Source organism: Lactiplantibacillus brownii (assembly GCF_031085375.1).
Classification (GTDB): Bacteria; Bacillota; Bacilli; order Lactobacillales; family Lactobacillaceae; genus Lactiplantibacillus; species Lactiplantibacillus brownii.
Genome location: NZ_JAVCWF010000001.1, coordinates 2,764,296 through 2,781,183 on the forward strand (window position 1 = coordinate 2,764,296; position 16,888 = coordinate 2,781,183).

General features: G+C 44.1%; 17 protein-coding genes. 3 read left to right on the forward strand and 14 right to left on the reverse strand.

The window, feature by feature from the left end; genetic code table 11:
- Window positions 1–36: 36 nt before the first annotated feature.
- From nhaC to RA086_RS12955, 3 genes are all read right to left on the reverse strand, one after another.
- Complete coding sequence (gene nhaC, locus RA086_RS12945) at window positions 37–1,464, reverse strand: Na+/H+ antiporter NhaC (protein WP_308704190.1); 1,428 nt, start codon at window positions 1,462–1,464, stop codon at window positions 37–39.
- Window positions 1,465–1,883: 419 nt separating this feature from the next.
- Window positions 1,884–2,873: an NAD(P)-dependent oxidoreductase gene (locus RA086_RS12950; protein WP_308704191.1), complete on the reverse strand. Its 990-nt coding sequence runs from the start codon at window positions 2,871–2,873 to the stop codon at window positions 1,884–1,886.
- Between the two features lie 56 nt (window positions 2,874–2,929).
- Entirely contained in the window at window positions 2,930–3,826 is an 897-nt protein-coding gene (locus tag RA086_RS12955; protein WP_407659071.1) for an alpha/beta hydrolase, read from the reverse strand.
- Between the two features lie 1,081 nt (window positions 3,827–4,907).
- Here RA086_RS12955 and RA086_RS12960 point away from each other — a divergent pair.
- Window positions 4,908–5,408, forward strand: coding sequence for a phosphatidylglycerophosphatase A family protein (locus RA086_RS12960; RefSeq protein WP_308704192.1), 501 nt, complete (start codon window positions 4,908–4,910; stop codon window positions 5,406–5,408).
- 190 nt (window positions 5,409–5,598) lie between these two features.
- Here the strand turns inward: RA086_RS12960 and RA086_RS12965 are convergent, their stop codons facing one another.
- Window positions 5,599–6,003, reverse strand: coding sequence for a Spx/MgsR family RNA polymerase-binding regulatory protein (locus tag RA086_RS12965; protein ID WP_308704193.1), 405 nt, complete (start codon window positions 6,001–6,003; stop codon window positions 5,599–5,601).
- Between the two features lie 208 nt (window positions 6,004–6,211).
- Window positions 6,212–6,586 carry a DUF488 domain-containing protein gene (locus tag RA086_RS12970; RefSeq protein ID WP_308704194.1) on the reverse strand — a complete coding sequence of 125 codons (375 nt, stop codon included), beginning with the start codon at window positions 6,584–6,586 and terminating at the stop codon, window positions 6,212–6,214.
- Window positions 6,587–6,624: 38 nt separating this feature from the next.
- On the opposite strand from RA086_RS12970, the gene RA086_RS12975 reads away from it, so the two are divergent.
- On the forward strand, window positions 6,625–7,263 hold the full coding sequence (locus RA086_RS12975; protein ID WP_308704195.1) for a DNA-3-methyladenine glycosylase: 639 nt from the start codon (window positions 6,625–6,627) through the stop codon (window positions 7,261–7,263).
- Between the two features lie 71 nt (window positions 7,264–7,334).
- Here the strand turns inward: RA086_RS12975 and rbsK are convergent, their stop codons facing one another.
- The 4 genes from rbsK to deoC form a co-directional block, all read right to left on the reverse strand.
- Complete coding sequence (gene rbsK, locus RA086_RS12980) at window positions 7,335–8,255, reverse strand: ribokinase (protein ID WP_308704196.1); 921 nt, start codon at window positions 8,253–8,255, stop codon at window positions 7,335–7,337.
- A 13-nt stretch (window positions 8,256–8,268) separates the two neighbouring features.
- A complete protein-coding gene (locus RA086_RS12985) occupies window positions 8,269–9,285 on the reverse strand; it encodes an aldose 1-epimerase family protein (RefSeq protein ID WP_308704197.1) in 1,017 nt (338 codons plus the stop codon).
- Window positions 9,286–9,299: 14 nt separating this feature from the next.
- Complete coding sequence (gene fucP, locus RA086_RS12990) at window positions 9,300–10,667, reverse strand: L-fucose:H+ symporter permease (protein ID WP_308704198.1); 1,368 nt, start codon at window positions 10,665–10,667, stop codon at window positions 9,300–9,302.
- A 196-nt stretch (window positions 10,668–10,863) separates the two neighbouring features.
- On the reverse strand, window positions 10,864–11,514 hold the full coding sequence (deoC, locus tag RA086_RS12995; RefSeq protein WP_308704199.1) for a deoxyribose-phosphate aldolase: 651 nt from the start codon (window positions 11,512–11,514) through the stop codon (window positions 10,864–10,866).
- Window positions 11,515–11,649: 135 nt separating this feature from the next.
- Here deoC and RA086_RS13000 point away from each other — a divergent pair, with 135 nt between their 5' ends.
- Window positions 11,650–12,588 (forward strand): sugar-binding transcriptional regulator, encoded by a 939-nt coding sequence (locus RA086_RS13000; protein ID WP_308704200.1) that lies wholly within the window; start codon window positions 11,650–11,652, stop codon window positions 12,586–12,588.
- A gap of 96 nt (window positions 12,589–12,684) precedes the next feature.
- On the opposite strand, the gene RA086_RS13005 is transcribed toward RA086_RS13000, so the two are convergent.
- From RA086_RS13005 to RA086_RS13025, 5 genes are all read right to left on the reverse strand, one after another.
- Window positions 12,685–13,008 carry a hypothetical protein gene (locus tag RA086_RS13005; RefSeq protein ID WP_308704201.1) on the reverse strand — a complete coding sequence of 108 codons (324 nt, stop codon included), beginning with the start codon at window positions 13,006–13,008 and terminating at the stop codon, window positions 12,685–12,687.
- 96 nt (window positions 13,009–13,104) lie between these two features.
- Entirely contained in the window at window positions 13,105–14,217 is a 1,113-nt protein-coding gene (gene mutY, locus RA086_RS13010; RefSeq protein ID WP_308704202.1) for an A/G-specific adenine glycosylase, read from the reverse strand.
- A 75-nt stretch (window positions 14,218–14,292) separates the two neighbouring features.
- Window positions 14,293–14,661: a hypothetical protein gene (locus RA086_RS13015; RefSeq protein WP_308704203.1), complete on the reverse strand. Its 369-nt coding sequence runs from the start codon at window positions 14,659–14,661 to the stop codon at window positions 14,293–14,295.
- 33 nt (window positions 14,662–14,694) lie between these two features.
- On the reverse strand, window positions 14,695–15,201 hold the full coding sequence (locus RA086_RS13020; protein ID WP_308704204.1) for a putative immunity protein: 507 nt from the start codon (window positions 15,199–15,201) through the stop codon (window positions 14,695–14,697).
- Window positions 15,202–15,210: 9 nt separating this feature from the next.
- A complete protein-coding gene (locus tag RA086_RS13025; protein WP_308704205.1) occupies window positions 15,211–16,593 on the reverse strand; it encodes an MFS transporter in 1,383 nt (460 codons plus the stop codon).
- Between the last annotated feature and the right edge of the window lie 295 nt (window positions 16,594–16,888).

The window sequence follows — 16,888 nt, forward strand, 5'->3', positions numbered from 1 at the left end:
AAAAGGCGTTCGAGCTAAACTCGAACGCCTTTTGACTTAATTAACTTCAGCCTGATGTAACTTGGTTTGACTCGTCTTAGCTTGACCAACATGTGCCAGACCAATACCCGTAAAACCACTAATAATCGAAATGATTGGGCAAAGTAAGCTAAAGAACACGAATGGCAAGTATTGAATCGTTGGCACGCCTAGTGTCGTGGTCAAGAAGACCCCACCAACGCCCCAAGGCACTAAGTAGTTGATGACTGTCCCGCCATCTTCCAAAACGCGGCCTAAGGATTGATCCGCTAAGCCACCCGCATTGAACGCTTGGCGGAAAGCTCGTCCAGGTAAAATGATGGATAAGAATTGTTCGCCAACGAAGACGTTGACGCCGATACAAGTTAAGATGCCGGCAGTGATTAATTTACCATCACTGGTCAAATGTTTGGCAATAGGCGTCATAATCTGACCAATCAAGCCAAATTTCATCAATAACCCGCCAAGTGATAAAGTGACCACGATCAACGCCACCATACTCATCATGCTAACGATGCCACCACGTGATAACAACGTGTCCACACTCGTGTTGCCAGTTTTTGAAACAAAGCCGGTATTGATAATAGCCGTTAATTTGGTCATTGTCATTTTAGGTTGTTCAACTAAAATTAGGCCAGCTGAAACGAAAATATTGAGCAACATGGTGGGAATTGCGGGCATTTTAAAGCCAGCACAGACAAAAACTAAGATAATCGGCAATAATGATAGCGCCGAGATACTGAAATTACCCGTTAAAACGGCGACCGTTTCATGAATCTTCGCTAAGCTAACGTTGGCATTATCGTGACCTAAAATCGCGAACAAACCAAGACTGATCAGCCCTGCTGGCAAGGTCGTCCATAGTAAGTGCTTGATATGATCGAATAAATCCGTATCAACCACCGCTGAAGCCAAGTTATTGGTTTCAGACAATGGGGATAATTTATCTCCAAAAATGCCACCACTAATAATTGCGCCAGCAACTAATGCCGGATTCAAGTTCATTGTAACGCCCATTCCGAAGAAGGCTATCCCAACCGTTGAGGTCACCGTGAAGGCACTCCCTACTGCCGCACCAACTAAGGTACAAACGATAAAGACGGATGGCAAGAACCATTGGATATTGATTAGTTTGAACCCGATAACCATCAAAGTTGGAATCGTTCCGGCCGCGATCCAAGTCGAAATCATCGCGCCAATCAGAATGAAAATAAAGATAGGAATAATGCCTTGATCAATACCTTCTTTAATTCCAGCATTCACTGCGGACCAAGGAAAGCCGCGTAGCATTGCCCAGGCAGTAACCACGCCCATCGCTAACAAGACTGGCACTTGAGGGGAAAGGCTAAAGCCGATCACCCCAATACTCATAATGCCTAAAACGACTACCAAAACGATCACTGCTTCTAAGGTGCTAATTTTCGGGGTACTTTTGGTTTTATTCATGATTAATAACTCCTTTAATCAAGCCTTCAGTAACAACCAACTAGCAGCCCCAATATCGAGCAATCCCACCACAACGTTTAATTTCCATCCTAATCATCCTTTTCTATAACAAAAAATCGCCCCCATTGTTCGTTAGAACAACAGGGACGATTAGACTAGTCGCGGTACCACCCAGGTTGAGGATTTCAAAAAAGAATCCTCCACTCACTAGAAGATAACGGTTCTAGTTATTACCCGTTCAAAATTGAAACTCCGCTACCGTATTTCAATAACAGCTCCTGATCGGTTCGCAGCAACCACCGACTTCCTGACACCCAGACCTGCATCTACTTGATGTAACGTTCAACGTTCATTTATTAACTTGTGGTTAACAATACCACCGTTCATTTTAATCGTCAAGACATTATTTTAATCTCATTCTAATCTGATGCTTCCGTCGGGGCCTCAACCCCATTAACAACGGCTTGCGGCGCCTGACCTGCTAAAACTGCGATCGCGTTAGTCGTGACGATCTTCGCCATCGCATCTCGAGCTTCAACCGTGGCATTACCAATATGCGGCGTTAAGACAACATTCTTCAAGTCCGCAAAGCCCGGTGTCAGCTTGGGTTCCGTTTCATAGACATCCAGTGCCGCGCCAGCCAATTGCCCTTGTTGCAGTTGTGCTAACAAAGCCTGCTCATCAATTAATGGCCCTCTGGCAGCGTTGATCAAATAAGCGCTAGGCTTCATCAATGCCAATTGATCAGCACCCAACATGTGTTGTGTTTCGTGAGTTAATGGCACGTGTAAGCTGACGACATCCGCCGTCTTCAACAAGTCTTCCAAGGACAACTCAGTGGCATCCGTTTTGCTAGCCGTGAAGACGTCTAGTGGCCGACGTTGTGTATAAACGATTTTCATCCCAAAAGCGTGTAATCGTTTCGCGACGGCTTGACCAATCGCTCCCATGCCAATAATTCCTAATGTTTTACCTTGCAACTCATGCCCCAAGAAAAATAGTGGCGCCCAACCGTTAAAGCCGGTGGTTCGCATCAACCGGTCGCCTTCAACCATGCGATGCATCAACGCTAGCACTAGGCCAACCGTGACTTCGGCTGTACTTGCCGTCGAGACGCCGGGCGTATTCGTCACCGCAATCGCCTTGTTAGCCGCATAATTGACATCAATATTGTTAAAACCAGCACCAAAATTAGCAATTAATTTTAATTTGGGCGCATGATCGATCACATCACGATCCACTTGTGTCGAAAGTGGCGTAATCAGCACCTCGGCATCCGCGACACTCGCAACCAAGTCGGCGTGACTAATCAAGCCACTTCCTTGATACACGGCTGGTTCATAACCAGCTTGTTGTAAGGCCGTAATCCCACTCGTCGGAATCGCTGCTGAAATAAAAATTTTTGCCAATTGAATTGCTTCCTTTCGAAAAAAGAGTCCTCACCAAAGCGAGTGACTCATCACACTTACCATAGAAATGAAATCATCGACCGCGCGACTTGTGGATTTTGGTTCAATGCACAATGCGCCGCCGTAGTGCCACTATAAAACTGTTCCTCGTAGGTTGCCAGCTTATGCTGCAACACATAGCCAATCGACCGGGCTGAAGCCACGCTGACGTAACCATCATTATTGAAGCCATCATCAGTATCTCCGATCACGTTCAACATCTTGACGTTTTGAGGGAAATTTTGACGATGCTTTAACATGGCCGCAAAATGATGGGTAAAACGCACCGGTTTAGCCGCCACCTGACGGACCTGATGCTCAGTTTCAGCGTTCAAATAACCTGTCAGTCCATCAAACGGCCCACCAATCGTCACAATTTTATTCAATTTCGGTAATCGTTTATCGTGCCCATATTTCAGCGCCTGATTAACAATATCGTTAGCACCCAGTGAGTGCCCCACCGCATTATAACGCGCGACACCGTATCTGGTTTTCAGCTGCACCAAAACTTGATGTAGCCAATAAACTTGCGTCTTTTGTGAAGCATGATTGTCTTGAAAAACAACCTGAACCATTGGATTCTTAATTGACTGATGCCAGTATCCTTTAAACGCCATGACCCCATTTTTATAAACATGGACGACCAAAGCCTTTTGCGCCGCGCCAGCCTTTTCAGCATGTTTAATTAAATAATTCGTCGAATAGGCGCCACCATTATAACCATGCAAAAACACCGTGGCGGTCTTCGACTTTTGATAGTGATGACTGAGCTTTAATGCCGCTTGTGGCTTTAATTGGCTCGTCACCTTTGTAATCTTTGGATCATTATTGCGGGCACCAATTAAAATGACTGTGGCGCCAATAACAAACACCAACAGGATTAATTGAAAAACCCTTCTAAACCGTCTCACCAAAATTTTCTGCGCTCCCCGCTCTGTTCACTCTTTCTATTCTAACCGATTCAAGGCAAATCTCAATTATTATCTTTATGAGAAACAAGTCAATTTATCAACTGGAAAGTCGACCGCACCGAACGAGGTAGTGCATTATAGTTATAAGTAGCCGACCTACTGAGCTTGCCGCTCCGGTTGGTCTGGACTGACGCTGGAACGTGGTGGCCCGGCTTGTGAGCCAAAAGGCGGTCTCACAAGCCGGGCTTTCTCTAAGCTGGAAAGACCACCAGCAAAGAGAAATTTCACCACTGAGCATCATCCAGCCCGCGCTGCGCTAAATAGTGACCCTAACTAAAGGTTGAAAGTTAAAAATTGCCGGTCTGCACTACTACGTCAACAATCCGGTAATGAAAACTAGTCGACTACTGCCGCTTCCGGTTGTTGCCGATAACATGCGGACGAGGGACCGGTTCAAGCCATAGAAACGTCTTGAACCTCGCCCGATGCTATCAGCAACAACCTCCAGCTAAGTCAGTAGTTATTTACGCTTAGCGGAGTCAGTCAAAATCGGTTTGCAGTGTCGGCGAGATCAATCGGCGTTCTTGGCTGACTAATCTCGCGGGGCAATTCAAAGACGTGTTTTGTCGGCTTGGAATTGAGGCGTCAGACCGTACCTTGGCTGGCGCCGTCCCCCCACAGCACACCGATTTTGACTGACGGAGCGCTAAATTTAGGTGAGTCTACTTTAGGCTTATGGGTTACCGGTACTACAACATTTGTGATGCTTTTGAGTCTTTCAACCTTTAGACCCTAATATTAATTGGCTTTTTGCCATGTCCTGACTTTACTATTGCCAGAATTAAAATCACGAGTTAACGTTGGTGCGGACCAGCACGTTTGCCGTGTCGAAACATTTCGCCAATCAACGAAATCGCCCACTAGTCATCTGTTCGAATGATGGCTGCTTAAATTCCTGATAAAGAGAATTAATCTGGTCGCCCAGACCCCTTCAATATCGTTTTCAGCCTAACACGCTTATAATTAAACTTGTGTCAGAAATTTGATTATTTTAACTAATAATTCAATTAATTTGGAGGAAATTATGTACGATAAAAATTTTAAATATCCAGATAAGGCTGCTTATGAATTTGTCATCAAAGCCCTGGCAGCTAAAGGAATTACTTATAAAGAAATTGCACAAATTACGTATAAACTGCAGATCAACTACGTTCCTGGTTTAACGATTACCGAATGCGAGAATGAAACCAAAGAAGTTTTGCATAAACGCGAATTGTTAAATAACGCGATGGTCGCGTTGGAACTTGATCGGCTTGCCACTGAAGGGAAGCTCAAGGAACCGCTCCAAACAATTATCGCAAGCGATGCGGGTGTCTTTGGCGTTGATGAAGGTCTCGCTTTAAACATGGCTAATATTTACGGGACGATTGGCGTCACTAATTATGGTTACGTTGACAAGGTTAAAGAAGGCGTCATTAAGAAGCTAGATACGGACAAATCCGGCGCGGTAAACACCTTTATCGATGATTTGGTTGGTGCGATTGCTGCGGCCGTTGCAGCCAAAATCGCCCATAAATATGCCTAGGATTTACCACCACTTTCCAGCATATACAGAACAGCTTATTAGGCTTAAATTGCCGCTAAACCATTAACACCGGAATTTAAGCAAAAGTAAAGGAACGTTAACTGTCGACATCAGTTTGTGATGGCAATCAACGTTCCTTTTTAATTTTTTTACCCCAGTAATTAGTGTTCCACTCTTAATCGCACTAATCTTAAGCCATTTGGTGTTCTGATAAAGATTTCATCTTCAAGACACGTTGGTCCCGTGGAATAAACATCCGAATCTCATCTTGATTAAACCCGCATAATAAGCGATGGTCGTCAAAAATAATTGGTCGACGTAACAACTGTGGCGTTTGACTTAAAACATGTACTGCTTCACTCAGCGGCATATCTTCAATTGGTGTGGTTCGACTCAATCGTTGATATGCATTCGACTTGGTACTGATCAAATCATCAATCCCGTCGTACGTATACTGTAGCAAATGTTTAATTTCAACTTCAGTCAATGGTTGAGCATTCATATTCCGTTCATGGAACGGGATCCGATGCTCTAATAACCAGCGATGGGCTTTCCGACAACTTGCGGTACTTGGTAACACACATAAGTTTATCATAATATTATCCCCAATCTTGCTTGCCTAACAATGCAACCCCCATTATTGTGCACTGTAATAGTTGACGTCATTAATTAACAACCTAATCATAGCAAAACTAAGCACTAATTGCTAGCGTTTTCAGGAAAATAATAAAAATAATTTGATGGTCGCAGTTTATAAGCGGAATTATTCCAATTTTATAATCGTTCTCATAAAGAAAATAATATCAAATCGTGGGCAACTGACCGCTGTTTTTCAAGAAATCCATCAATACAACGGCTTGGTTGTGCTGTTCGTCCTTTGCGCCGTATAATAAGATGACGTTTGTTTGTTCAAGTTGTTTAGCTACTTGTTTTACAAACTCAGGTGTAAGTGGATTTGCGTGAATTTCGGCCAAATATCGTGTTTTAAATTCCGCATATTTCTCAGGATCATGGTTAAACCACTTTCGAAGTTCAGTCGTTGGGCCGATTTCTTTAATCCATTCGTCCAAGTGAGCATTCACTTTTGAGATACCTCGTGGCCATAACCGATCCACTAAAATACGATAACCCTCTAAATCAGCGGGCTTCGTATAAATTCGTTCTAATTTCAATGTCAACGCTATCATCTTCAATCTTTAGAATTCGAGGAATTATTGTGACTAAATTATCCTATGCAACTGCCGAAGACTTTACTGGCCGACCAACAACTGAGATTGCCCAAGCCTTATTGGGTACAACCTTATTATATCGCACTCCCACAATTACGGTAGGGGGTTTAATTGTTGAAGCTGAGGCCTACCTTGGTAAACACGACACGGCCGCGCATGCCTTCAATGGCCGGCGCAGTGCTTTTAGCGAACCGCTCTATCGTGGACCAGGGACGCTTTACATTTATCGGTTACGCGCTAATTATTTGCTCGATATCGTCACTCAACCAGCCGAAACGCCTGAAGGTATTTTGATTCGCGCCATCGAACCCAGCCTGGCCCCCGCCCAAATGATCGCTAACCGTGGCAAAAATGGCGTGCTAGTCTCAAATGGCCCGGGGAAACTCATGCAAGCACTAGGCATTCAGGATCAAGCGATGAATCTGATGCCTATTAACGACAGCGATTTAGCGATTGATTTGGGCCATCGGAAAACACCACGCAAAATTTTAGCCCTTCCACGAGTTGGGGTGAATCCCGATGCCGCCAGTGGTCAGCTTCCCCTCCGTTTTGTAGTCGCTGGAAATCCTTACCTCAGCGATATTAAGAAACGTGACTGGCAGGACGATCATGGCTGGAAAGCTTAACCAAAGCTCAAAAAAACTGTAACTAAAATAATCGCACTCCCGCTTGAGGAATGCGATTATTTTAGTTGTTTTTATACTGGTTGAACCAACATATCAGCTAATTCTGTTTTAGTCGGATAAGACTTTTGTGTTCCTTTTTTTGTGACCGTCATTGCTGCATATTGGTTGGCATGGCGTAATGCCGTTGGAACGTCCTCACCTTCAGCGAAGTAATGTGAGAAGCTCCCAATAAATGAATCGCCAGCACCGGTTGTATCGACTGCTTTAACTTTCATACCTGGAACAATCTCTGAATGACCTGCAGTGACCCAAAGAGCTCCTTTGCTACCAAGCGTAATGATCAAATTACCAACACCACGACTGATTAAGTTCTCGGCTGCCAACTTAATTTCATCTAAATCATTCGTCGGCATACCTGTCAAGGTGGCTAATTCCGTTTCGTTAGGTGTGAAGAAGGCAGCCTTCGAAACGTAATCAATATTCAAGTCTTCATTAGCTGGAGCAGGATTAAGTAACACTGGCACCCCATACTTCACGCCTAAATCAATCGCATGATAATTCGTTTCCAACGCGATCTCTTGTTGAAGCACGATCAGCTTCGAATTTTTAATTAATTCAACTTTTTCATCAAGTACCGCAGGCGTTAATTCTTTATTGGCCCCCTTGATGATCAAGATGCGATTATCACTAGTTGGATCAACAAAAATTGGTGCCACGCCACTAGCTTGATGCCCAATACCAATGCCATCAGTCCGAATACCGCTGGCTTCATAATTCGCCAACTGTTGCTTACCAAAGTCATCGTTACCTACCATGGTAATAAAGTTGACATCCGATCCAAGTCGCGCAGCCGCCATCGCTTGGTTAGCGCCCTTGCCGCCAAAACCCATGCTGAATTCTGGTGCTTCAATAGTTTCGCCTTCGATTGGCATGCGATCAACATACGCGGTTAAATCAATCATATTTGAACCAATTACTGTAATATCTGCCATGTGGGTGGCCTCCTTAGTTTTCCAAACCAGTTGTGACGCTGAAGCTTCGTTGTTCCATAGGCTTCAGTTGAATTAACGTCCCGGCCTTTTCAGCCGCATGCTTGCCTTCAGGCGTACTAGTCCCAGGTAATGCAAAGGCCGCAACTTGTTGATCAGCATTATGAAGCAACCAGCGTGTTGCAATTGGAAATTCGCTCGTCTTGAATTTAGTCAAAAAGTTATGTTGATCATCTAAATGTAACCGGAATTCGGCGACATCTGTAAATTCAGTCAAATTCTTTGAGAAAAAGACAATTTCTGGATCATAGTGTTCAGGGTCATCTAAGGTGTTAATTAATTCACCACTCGCTTTAAGCTTATCATTATACGCTAACCAATCTGGGGTTGGATGCACATGACTTGGAACCGTTTGGCGCAATTGGAATGCGGTATCTGGCATATTTTGTTCAATCTTGCCATTTTCGGCATAGGCATAATTCATGTGGCACATGTATTGCAATGGCATTGGTTGTGCTTTAGATAAATTCGTCACGCTCAGATTAATATCAAACAAGCCTGAGTCCTTACGCATCATCACAGATGGTTCACTCAAATAGTGATCACCAAAGCCTTTGACATATTCGAAATCAGCATGAATCGTTAACGTGTCCATCCCCAGAGTTAAGTAGGCATGATCCATCTTGCTGGTTGGGAATTCACCATGTAATTGATAATCATCTTCCGGAGCTGGCGTCCCATTACCCAATAAGCCAGAAGTGAACTGGAAACAACCGTAAGTATCAGCAATCCCCTTACCTGGTAATGGTTGTGAGAACATATCCTTCATCTTTAATGAGATATTATCAAAAATCGCGTCCCAAATAATCAGGCCCATAAATGGTAAGACGACCAAATGTCCACGACTATTGTCGATTCGTAGGCCTTCAACACCCGAAGGATACGTAAAAGTAGTCGTTTTAAAATCATCATCTTGGTATAACACTTTTTCTGCTTCCCCAAACATTGCATGGGTTAAATTAATTTTTTTCATAGTGATTAATCCTCCTAATTTGTCACACGTTGGTGTTTTTGATAATAGTCATAGGCATAAATACCAACAATTGCAAAACTGACGACATTGATAATAAACGATAGTGAAATTGACCCTGTTAAATCAGCAACTGCACCTTGAATTAACGGTGAAACTGCCCCGCCAATAATTGACATCACCACAATGGCCCCCGCGGTTTCGGTATAACGCTTATCCTTAACCGTATTTAAGGTTTGTGAATAGATGGTTGGCCAACTCGGACCAAATAAACCGCTTGCAAGAATGGCGAAATAAATCGCAGTAATATTTGGGACAAACATTACGTAAACCAGCGCTAGGACACCGACCACTGAGAACCCCATCAAGACTTGTGACGATTGGAATCGTTTCATCAAGCTAGTCGCAATAATCTTGCCTAAGAAGAAAGCGATGTAGCTATAAACCATGAAGGTTGAGGCGTCCCGTTCGGTGATTGTCTTGGAAAAGCTCATTGCCAAAGTGATCGTAAATGACCACACGGCTGTTTGCATTCCCATGTAGATGAACTCAGTACCAATTCCTTTCATAAATTCCTTGTTATGAATGAGGTAACTTAACGTTTCACCGATTTTGGCATCCGCCACTGGCTTCGTCCCTTTTGCGGCATGTGGGCGCCCACTTGGAAATTGCGTCAGTGCAAAGAGCAACATGCCAACCAGTAAAACAACAATAATGTATTTATAGGGTAGTAAGGTTTGTTGCAGCATTTTTTGCCCATAAGCTAAACGTGCTGCACCATGCATTTTTGCCATGGTTGATTCTAGGCTGGCACCATCGTTAAAGACTAAGTACTTACCCAAAAGAATTCCGGCAACAGCCCCAATCGGATAGAAGATCTGTGAGATATTCAACCGCACCGTTGAAGCTGATTTTGGTCCCATCAGTGTCGAGAAGGTGTTGGCACTAGTTTCCAAGAAGCTTAGTCCACAAGCAATGGCAAACAAAGCAACTAGGAACACGCCATAAGTGGCTAAATGTGATGCTGGGAAGAATAACCAGCAGCCAACGGTATAAAGTGTTAAGCCCATCAGAATAGCAAACTTATACGAAGTCTTTTTGATAATTCGACTAGCAGGAATCGCAAGGACGAAGTAACCAAGGTAAAACGCACTATTAACGAAGGCACTCGCAGCATTGCTAAGCGTAAAAATAGTTTTAAATTGCGTGATCAAGATATTATTCAAGCTGGCCGCTGCAGCCCATAGTGGAATCAGCAGTGATAGCAACATAAATTGAAAGACTGGCGTTCGATCTAAGTAACCATCTTCAAGTTCCTTAGCTCGTAATTTGATCAAACCGAATCGGCGCTTAGGTTCAACCGACCCGTTAATTGGTTTTTCCATAAAATGACATTCCCTTTCGCGTCCAAGTTGAATCCCAAGCGTGACTGGCTTGCAATTCTTAATTGCTGATCCGTAAGTTCATTCGAACTAGGGGCAGTGGCGCTTTTTGTGTGTAATTTAAAGGCTGTTTCAACAATTTACAGCGCTTACATTAATTCAATAAAGTCAAGCCGTTTTAGCAACGGCCACGATAGCTCTAAGCTTTACCAATAATCTTCATGCTGGCACTAACGCCTAATCGTGAAGCACCGGCATCCAACATTGCTTGTGCTTCTTCAGCAGAGTGAATGCCACCGGAAGCCTTGACCTTAATTCGATCACCAACTGCAGCCTTCATCAATTCAACATCATGCACCGCAGCACCGCGTGTCGAAAATCCAGTCGAGGTTTTAACGAAATCAGCACCTGCATCGGCAACAACTTTACTTGCCTGACTAATCTCAGCATCGGTTAATAATGCCGTTTCAATAATTACCTTAACGAGTTTGCCAGCCTGATGGCCAGTTTCAACGACTGCTTCGATATCCTTTTGAACAATTGCTAGATGGCCGGATTTAAACTCACCAATATTCATCACCATATCGAGTTCATCAACGCCGTCATGAATCGCTTGTTCGCTTTCAGCAACTTTAATGGCGGTCGTATTAGCTCCTAAGGGAAAACCAATGACACAAGCCGTCTTCACATCTGAGCCAGCAAGTTGCGTATGTACGTGGTGGACCCAGTAAGGATTGACCATTACTGAGCAGAAATGATTCGCTAAAGCTTCTTGGGTGACGCGATTGATTTGAGCTTCAGTCGCCTCCGGATTTAGTAACGTATGATCGAGATAATGATTTAATGACATGTTTTTGAAACCCCTTTCTTTTTCAACAAAATCATCATATCAGGGAATTGAACATTTGTAAAGTACTATCTTGAAAATATGTTCATGTCAGTTAATGTGCTATAATGACGCTATTAATAACAATGGAGTTTGCCAATGGATAATCAAGATAAAATCAAAACCGCGCTAAAAGTTTGCCATTTATACTATGAAGACGGCCTTAGCCAAGGTGAAATTGCCGCGAAACTTTTAATTTCACGACCAACTATTTCACGATTACTACAGTTTGCACGTGACCAAGGGTTGCTCAAAATTGAAATCATGGACCCGCTAAAAGATTTAGATGTCCTAGCAAAACAGCTTGAAAATAAGTATCACCTCAAAAAAGTTATTCTTATTTTTGATGCCACCAATGATCTCGAAGCAATCAATCCCAAAATTGGCGCTGCCGCCGCTGATTACTTAGATACCATTGTCAAAGATCAAGACAGTATCGGCATTAGTTGGGGGGAAACGCTTGAAAGTGTGGCGAACCACTTACATCCTAGCAAGGCCAATAATGTGTCGGTCGTGCAACTCAAAGGGAGCGTTTCTGGGAGTGAAATGAATAACTTTGCTAACGATATCATCAATAAATTTAGTAATGCGTTCAAAACCGATGCCATCAACCTACCTTTGCCGGTAATTTTTGATAATGCCACCACCAAAAAAGTCGTCATGCAAGATCGGTTTATTAAGGCCATTATTCAAGCTGGGATTAAAGCTAACATCGCTTTATTTACTAGTGGCACAGTCCGTGATGATGCGATGCTTTTTAATTTGGGTTATCTGACTCAAGCTGAAATTAGTCGGTTGCAATCACAAGCTGTCGGTGATGTTGTTTCACGATTCATCACTGCAACCGGGGAAATAGCTAATACCGATATCGACGATCGAACGGTCGGAATCCCATTGAGCGCCTTACGCGACAAGGAATATTCAATCTTAATTTCGGGATCGAGTCGCAAAGTGGCGTCAATCCGAGGGGCATTACTTGGGGGCTACGCTAATGTACTAATTACTGACTCACAAACCGCCGCTGCCCTGCTGGATTAGAATTTAAGTCACTATAGCTAACACTCAGACAACAAAAAAAGGATCTAGCTTAACACCCCACAATCGGGCAGTTAAGCTAGATCCTTTTAATTTTAACTAACCTTCACCAACCACTACTTCAACTTGTCCCCGTTTCGGCACAAAGTTAATGTCGTAGATTGGTTCACGTAAGACTTTTTCGTACTCATCCAGTACGTCTGACGGCAATGGTGTATGCGTCGATAACGCCAGCAGGAGATCATCCACTGAATAAATCTCTGCCATATTCACGAATAGCCGCATGTTGCTGACAACATCATTGAGCAGCTCTGTTAAAACTGCATTGGGCTTGCCGTTGCCATCCGTGACAACGACTTGATTACTGTCGATTTCCTGATGATCTATCTTAGTTAACTTAACAATATCAAACACATTCAACAAGTTCTTCGCCCTCCGTCATCTTTAACCGTTTTTAACACGAGTCATTAGTTTGCTAATAGTTTACCACAATCTCAAACCCTTGCGGCAATCAACTGCTCACTTTGCTTCAGCACTATGATACCGATCCCAAATCTTGGTTTGGACTTTCGGCATCGGTAATTGGCTTAACGCTTCCTCGTTGACACTTTTACCGGCAAAGAAGGCTAAATCAGCTGGTGCAACTTGGCCTGATAATAACTGAATCGTCCACTTTTGATGCGTGAAGGTATGCGTCACCGGTCGAACAGCCAGTGGTTCAGCGGTCAAAGTAAGCTGATACTCTCGCTTGAAATACGCAATCACTGCTGTGACTAATTCAGCTGAGGGAACAGTTTCAGTTGGCAAGTCTAAGTCCGCCAATTTAATCAATGGCACCGTCCATAAATTGGCCAACATGCCCTGACTACCACGTTGCGTCATCAACCAATCAGGCCCCATTTTCGTAACTACCGCAACATAATCAATCGGTTGTGGCCGTGGTTTCTTTGTTCGGACCGGATAATCTAACTCCTTGCCATCCAAATAAGCCTGATTAAACACTTTAACCGGTGAATGTTCGGTATCCGGTTGTCGGGCTGTCATATAGCTCGCCCCTAAATCCATAATGGCTTGATTAAAATCCCCCGGTCGATCATGTGGCATAATTCTGCTGATTACCCGTTCAAAAAGTTGCCGCGTACCGGGTTTGGTGATGTCGGCATCAATTTCTAACAAGCGACTAAACACGCGATAGGCGTTGCCATCAACGGCCGGTACGGGTTCATTGAACGCAATACTAGCAATCGCACCCGCGGTATACGGTCCAATCCCAATCAACTCAGTCAATGCGGCGGCAGTTTGCGGCCACTGACCCTCGTAATCGGCCAATAACTGCCGCGCACAGCGTTGCATGTTACGAACCCGAGAGTAATACCCTAAGCCTTCCCACGCCTTTAACAACCGTTCCTCAGGCGCCTCAGCTAAGGCTGTAACCGTTGGAAACCAAGCCATGAAGCGTTCATAATATGGGATAACCGTTTGAACTTGCGTTTGTTGTAGCATGATTTCTGAGACCCACACATGATATGGCTCCTGATCACGACGCCACGGCAAATCACGGCCAGCAGTATCATACCAAGTTAATAAGGTCGTTTGAAACGCCTTAATAGTGGTTGGTGACCACTCGATCATGTCCATTCCTCCTTTATCCATTTTCGAAAAAAACGAGCCCGGGGGTTAGCCCAGACTCGTGACTTCATAAGTAAATTAATCTAACCGATCAGCTAGATCGACTAACGTTTTCTCATAATGATCCGTCACACTGGCATCCTGAAAATCAGCATTAAAGACTGCTAATGTCATATATTCGGGATACTTGACGATGACCGTTGCTAAACGATCATTGGATTGCGGATACTTCTGATCCTCGTTATTTAAAATATCTAAGCTTGCTTGATAACAAACGTTTGCCAAAAACAAATAATCGACAAAATAGTTAAAACCTAATTGATTTTTCAATTTAAAATGCGCGTCAGCATCGACCGTTTCCTTAATATTCGTTAAATACTTGGTTACGATTTCTTGATATTGACGCAACAACTCTTGTTTGGCCGCCGTATGTGTTTCGGTTGTCATAAATATTCCCCACCTAACTTCACTCTGTGAGAATTATAACATATGCCGTAACCCCAAATTAATGTTCTGAGCCAAACCAGCCAATTGTTGATATTGCCATTGACGTTCCGCTGTCACGGCTGCCGGATCATTCGGCTGCGTTAAATTAACTAACTTAATGCCTTGATCCGCCGCCCGTAAAGCATTTTCATCGACATACGCTGAAGCAATTGCCCAGCTGATACATTCCAAGGCAGCCGCACCAATCGAGCTCGTGCTATCCGCAATCATTGCTTCGACTTTGGCACTAGCCTGTCGAACTTGATAGACACTAGCTAAATTGACCTGCCATAATTCATTAGCGTCGATCGCCAACCGTAAACGGCGATCGCGCTGCTGATTGTCATCGACATACTGCATCGCTTTTTTCGCGATAATCAACGCCCATTTGGCGAGTTGTTGTTGTGAGAGTTCACCAGTTAACCCTTCGATTTGGGACCGTATTCCAGGGTCATCGTCAATCGATATCTTAGGGTGACTCGGTCTAAAACCTTCCGTCATCACGCATTCCTACTTTCTGCTAATCCTACGACTGTTCCAAATACTGAATAAGGCAATGGCGGCGAAAATGGCTAATAACCAATAATCGACGCTTGCCCCACTGGCAGTGGTCACTGCGGTTTTCTCCGGCAACAATTGGAACGACCCCACTACGGCCGCCAAGACACCCGTTCCTAATGAACCAGCATATTGTTGTGATAAATTGAATGCCGCATTGATATCCGCTTTTTGCTGCATGCTGACCTGCTTGCTGGCATTCGTAATCGTGTTCCCAAACGCAAAGGAAAAACCGACCCGCATGATCACGAAGAACACACAGATTAACCCTACCGTTAAGAACTCATGACTAACTACGAAAGCTATGCAACCAATCAGCATGGCCGTGACCCCACCTAATATCGGTCGGTACGCGCCATCTCGATCCATGATTCGTCCAGCTAATGGCGCCAAACAGGCCCCTAATAAGGCGCCTGGCAACAACATTAGTCCGGCAATAAATGACCCTTTACCCAAAACCAACTGGGCCACATTTGGTAAGATGAACGAACTACCGATATTAATGAATTGTAACAGAAAATAGGCCAATAAGTGCCAATCTACAATCAAATTACGAAAAATTTTTAAATCTAAGATATGAATGCTGGATTTGCGGTTGTAAATAACCAATGCAATGACCAAAAAAAGACCCGCTAATAAGAACAACCAAAATTTGGCACTCATAAATCCTGTTTTGCCAGCTTGATTAAACGCGAAGTCAATCACAATCAAGAAGGCCGAAAATAACACAAAGCCTACCCAGTCAAAACGATCTTGTGGTTCGCGGGCCGGCAAGTCTAAATGCCGAACACCGATAAAGAAGACCACCACCACGAGCGGCAATAACCACCAGAAAATTTCACGCCAAGAAAAGCTAGCCGTTAACCAGCCCCCATAACTCGGGCCTAGTGCTGGCGCTAAGGCAATAATCATCGCTGCCATACCGTTATACGTCCCAGTTTTTTCACGTGGAATCTGCGTCAAAATAATATGGAACATCAATGGCGTTGAAATGCCAGTCGCCAACGCTTGAATCACCCGTGCCCCCATTAATACCGGAAAATCCGGTGCTAAGGCTGCGACCACCGACCCCAGTGTGAAACAACCGATCGCAAATAAAAAGAGCTGCTTTGCCGGATAGCGTTTCAATAGGTGCGCTGAGGCGATCATCATCATGGTCACCACGAGCAAATACCCCGTCGTCAGCCACTGCACAGTATCCAAACTGACATGCATGGTTTTCATTAGTGTTGGAAAAGTCACATTCATGGAAGTTTCTACTAAGATTCCCATGAAACTTAGCAGCCCGGCTGCCACGATACTATATTTAATATTTTTTGATACTTTTTGAGTCACAATCTGCTTCCTTCCGTGCCTAGTGCTTGAAAACCACTGTTGACACTTATGTACACCCTTTATTCTAACAAAAGATTACGGCTATTTAACCACGTGTTGATTCTTAGCGCACCGTAGCCCGTTAAATAGCTCATTAATTGTCCGTCTCCGTGGACCAGCACGTTTGCTGTGAGGCAGACCTGCAGCCAAGAAGCGGTCTGCAGGGCGCTTTCAAGCCGCAACCCACGTCTTAAAAGTCGGCCAGACACTAACCTGGGTAAAGTCCACCCAGGTTAGTGTCTCGACACGGCAAACG

Bases quoted from the DNA above. Each gene is read 5' to 3' on its own strand.
- nhaC (WP_308704190.1), bottom strand. From the start codon at position 1,464: ATGAATAAAACCAAAAGTACCCCGAAAATTAGCACCTTAGAAGCAGTG.
- RA086_RS12960 (WP_308704192.1), top strand. From the start codon at position 4,908: ATGTACGATAAAAATTTTAAATATCCAGATAAGGCTGCTTATGAATTT.
- RA086_RS12965 (WP_308704193.1), bottom strand. From the start codon at position 6,003: ATGATAAACTTATGTGTGTTACCAAGTACCGCAAGTTGTCGGAAAGCC.
- rbsK (WP_308704196.1), bottom strand. From the start codon at position 8,255: ATGGCAGATATTACAGTAATTGGTTCAAATATGATTGATTTAACCGCG.
- RA086_RS12985 (WP_308704197.1), bottom strand. From the start codon at position 9,285: ATGAAAAAAATTAATTTAACCCATGCAATGTTTGGGGAAGCAGAAAAA.
- fucP (WP_308704198.1), bottom strand. From the start codon at position 10,667: ATGGAAAAACCAATTAACGGGTCGGTTGAACCTAAGCGCCGATTCGGT.
- deoC (WP_308704199.1), bottom strand. From the start codon at position 11,514: ATGTCATTAAATCATTATCTCGATCATACGTTACTAAATCCGGAGGCG.
- RA086_RS13000 (WP_308704200.1), top strand. From the start codon at position 11,650: ATGGATAATCAAGATAAAATCAAAACCGCGCTAAAAGTTTGCCATTTA.
- mutY (WP_308704202.1), bottom strand. From the start codon at position 14,217: ATGATCGAGTGGTCACCAACCACTATTAAGGCGTTTCAAACGACCTTA.
- RA086_RS13015 (WP_308704203.1), bottom strand. From the start codon at position 14,661: ATGACAACCGAAACACATACGGCGGCCAAACAAGAGTTGTTGCGTCAA.
- RA086_RS13020 (WP_308704204.1), bottom strand. From the start codon at position 15,201: ATGACGGAAGGTTTTAGACCGAGTCACCCTAAGATATCGATTGACGAT.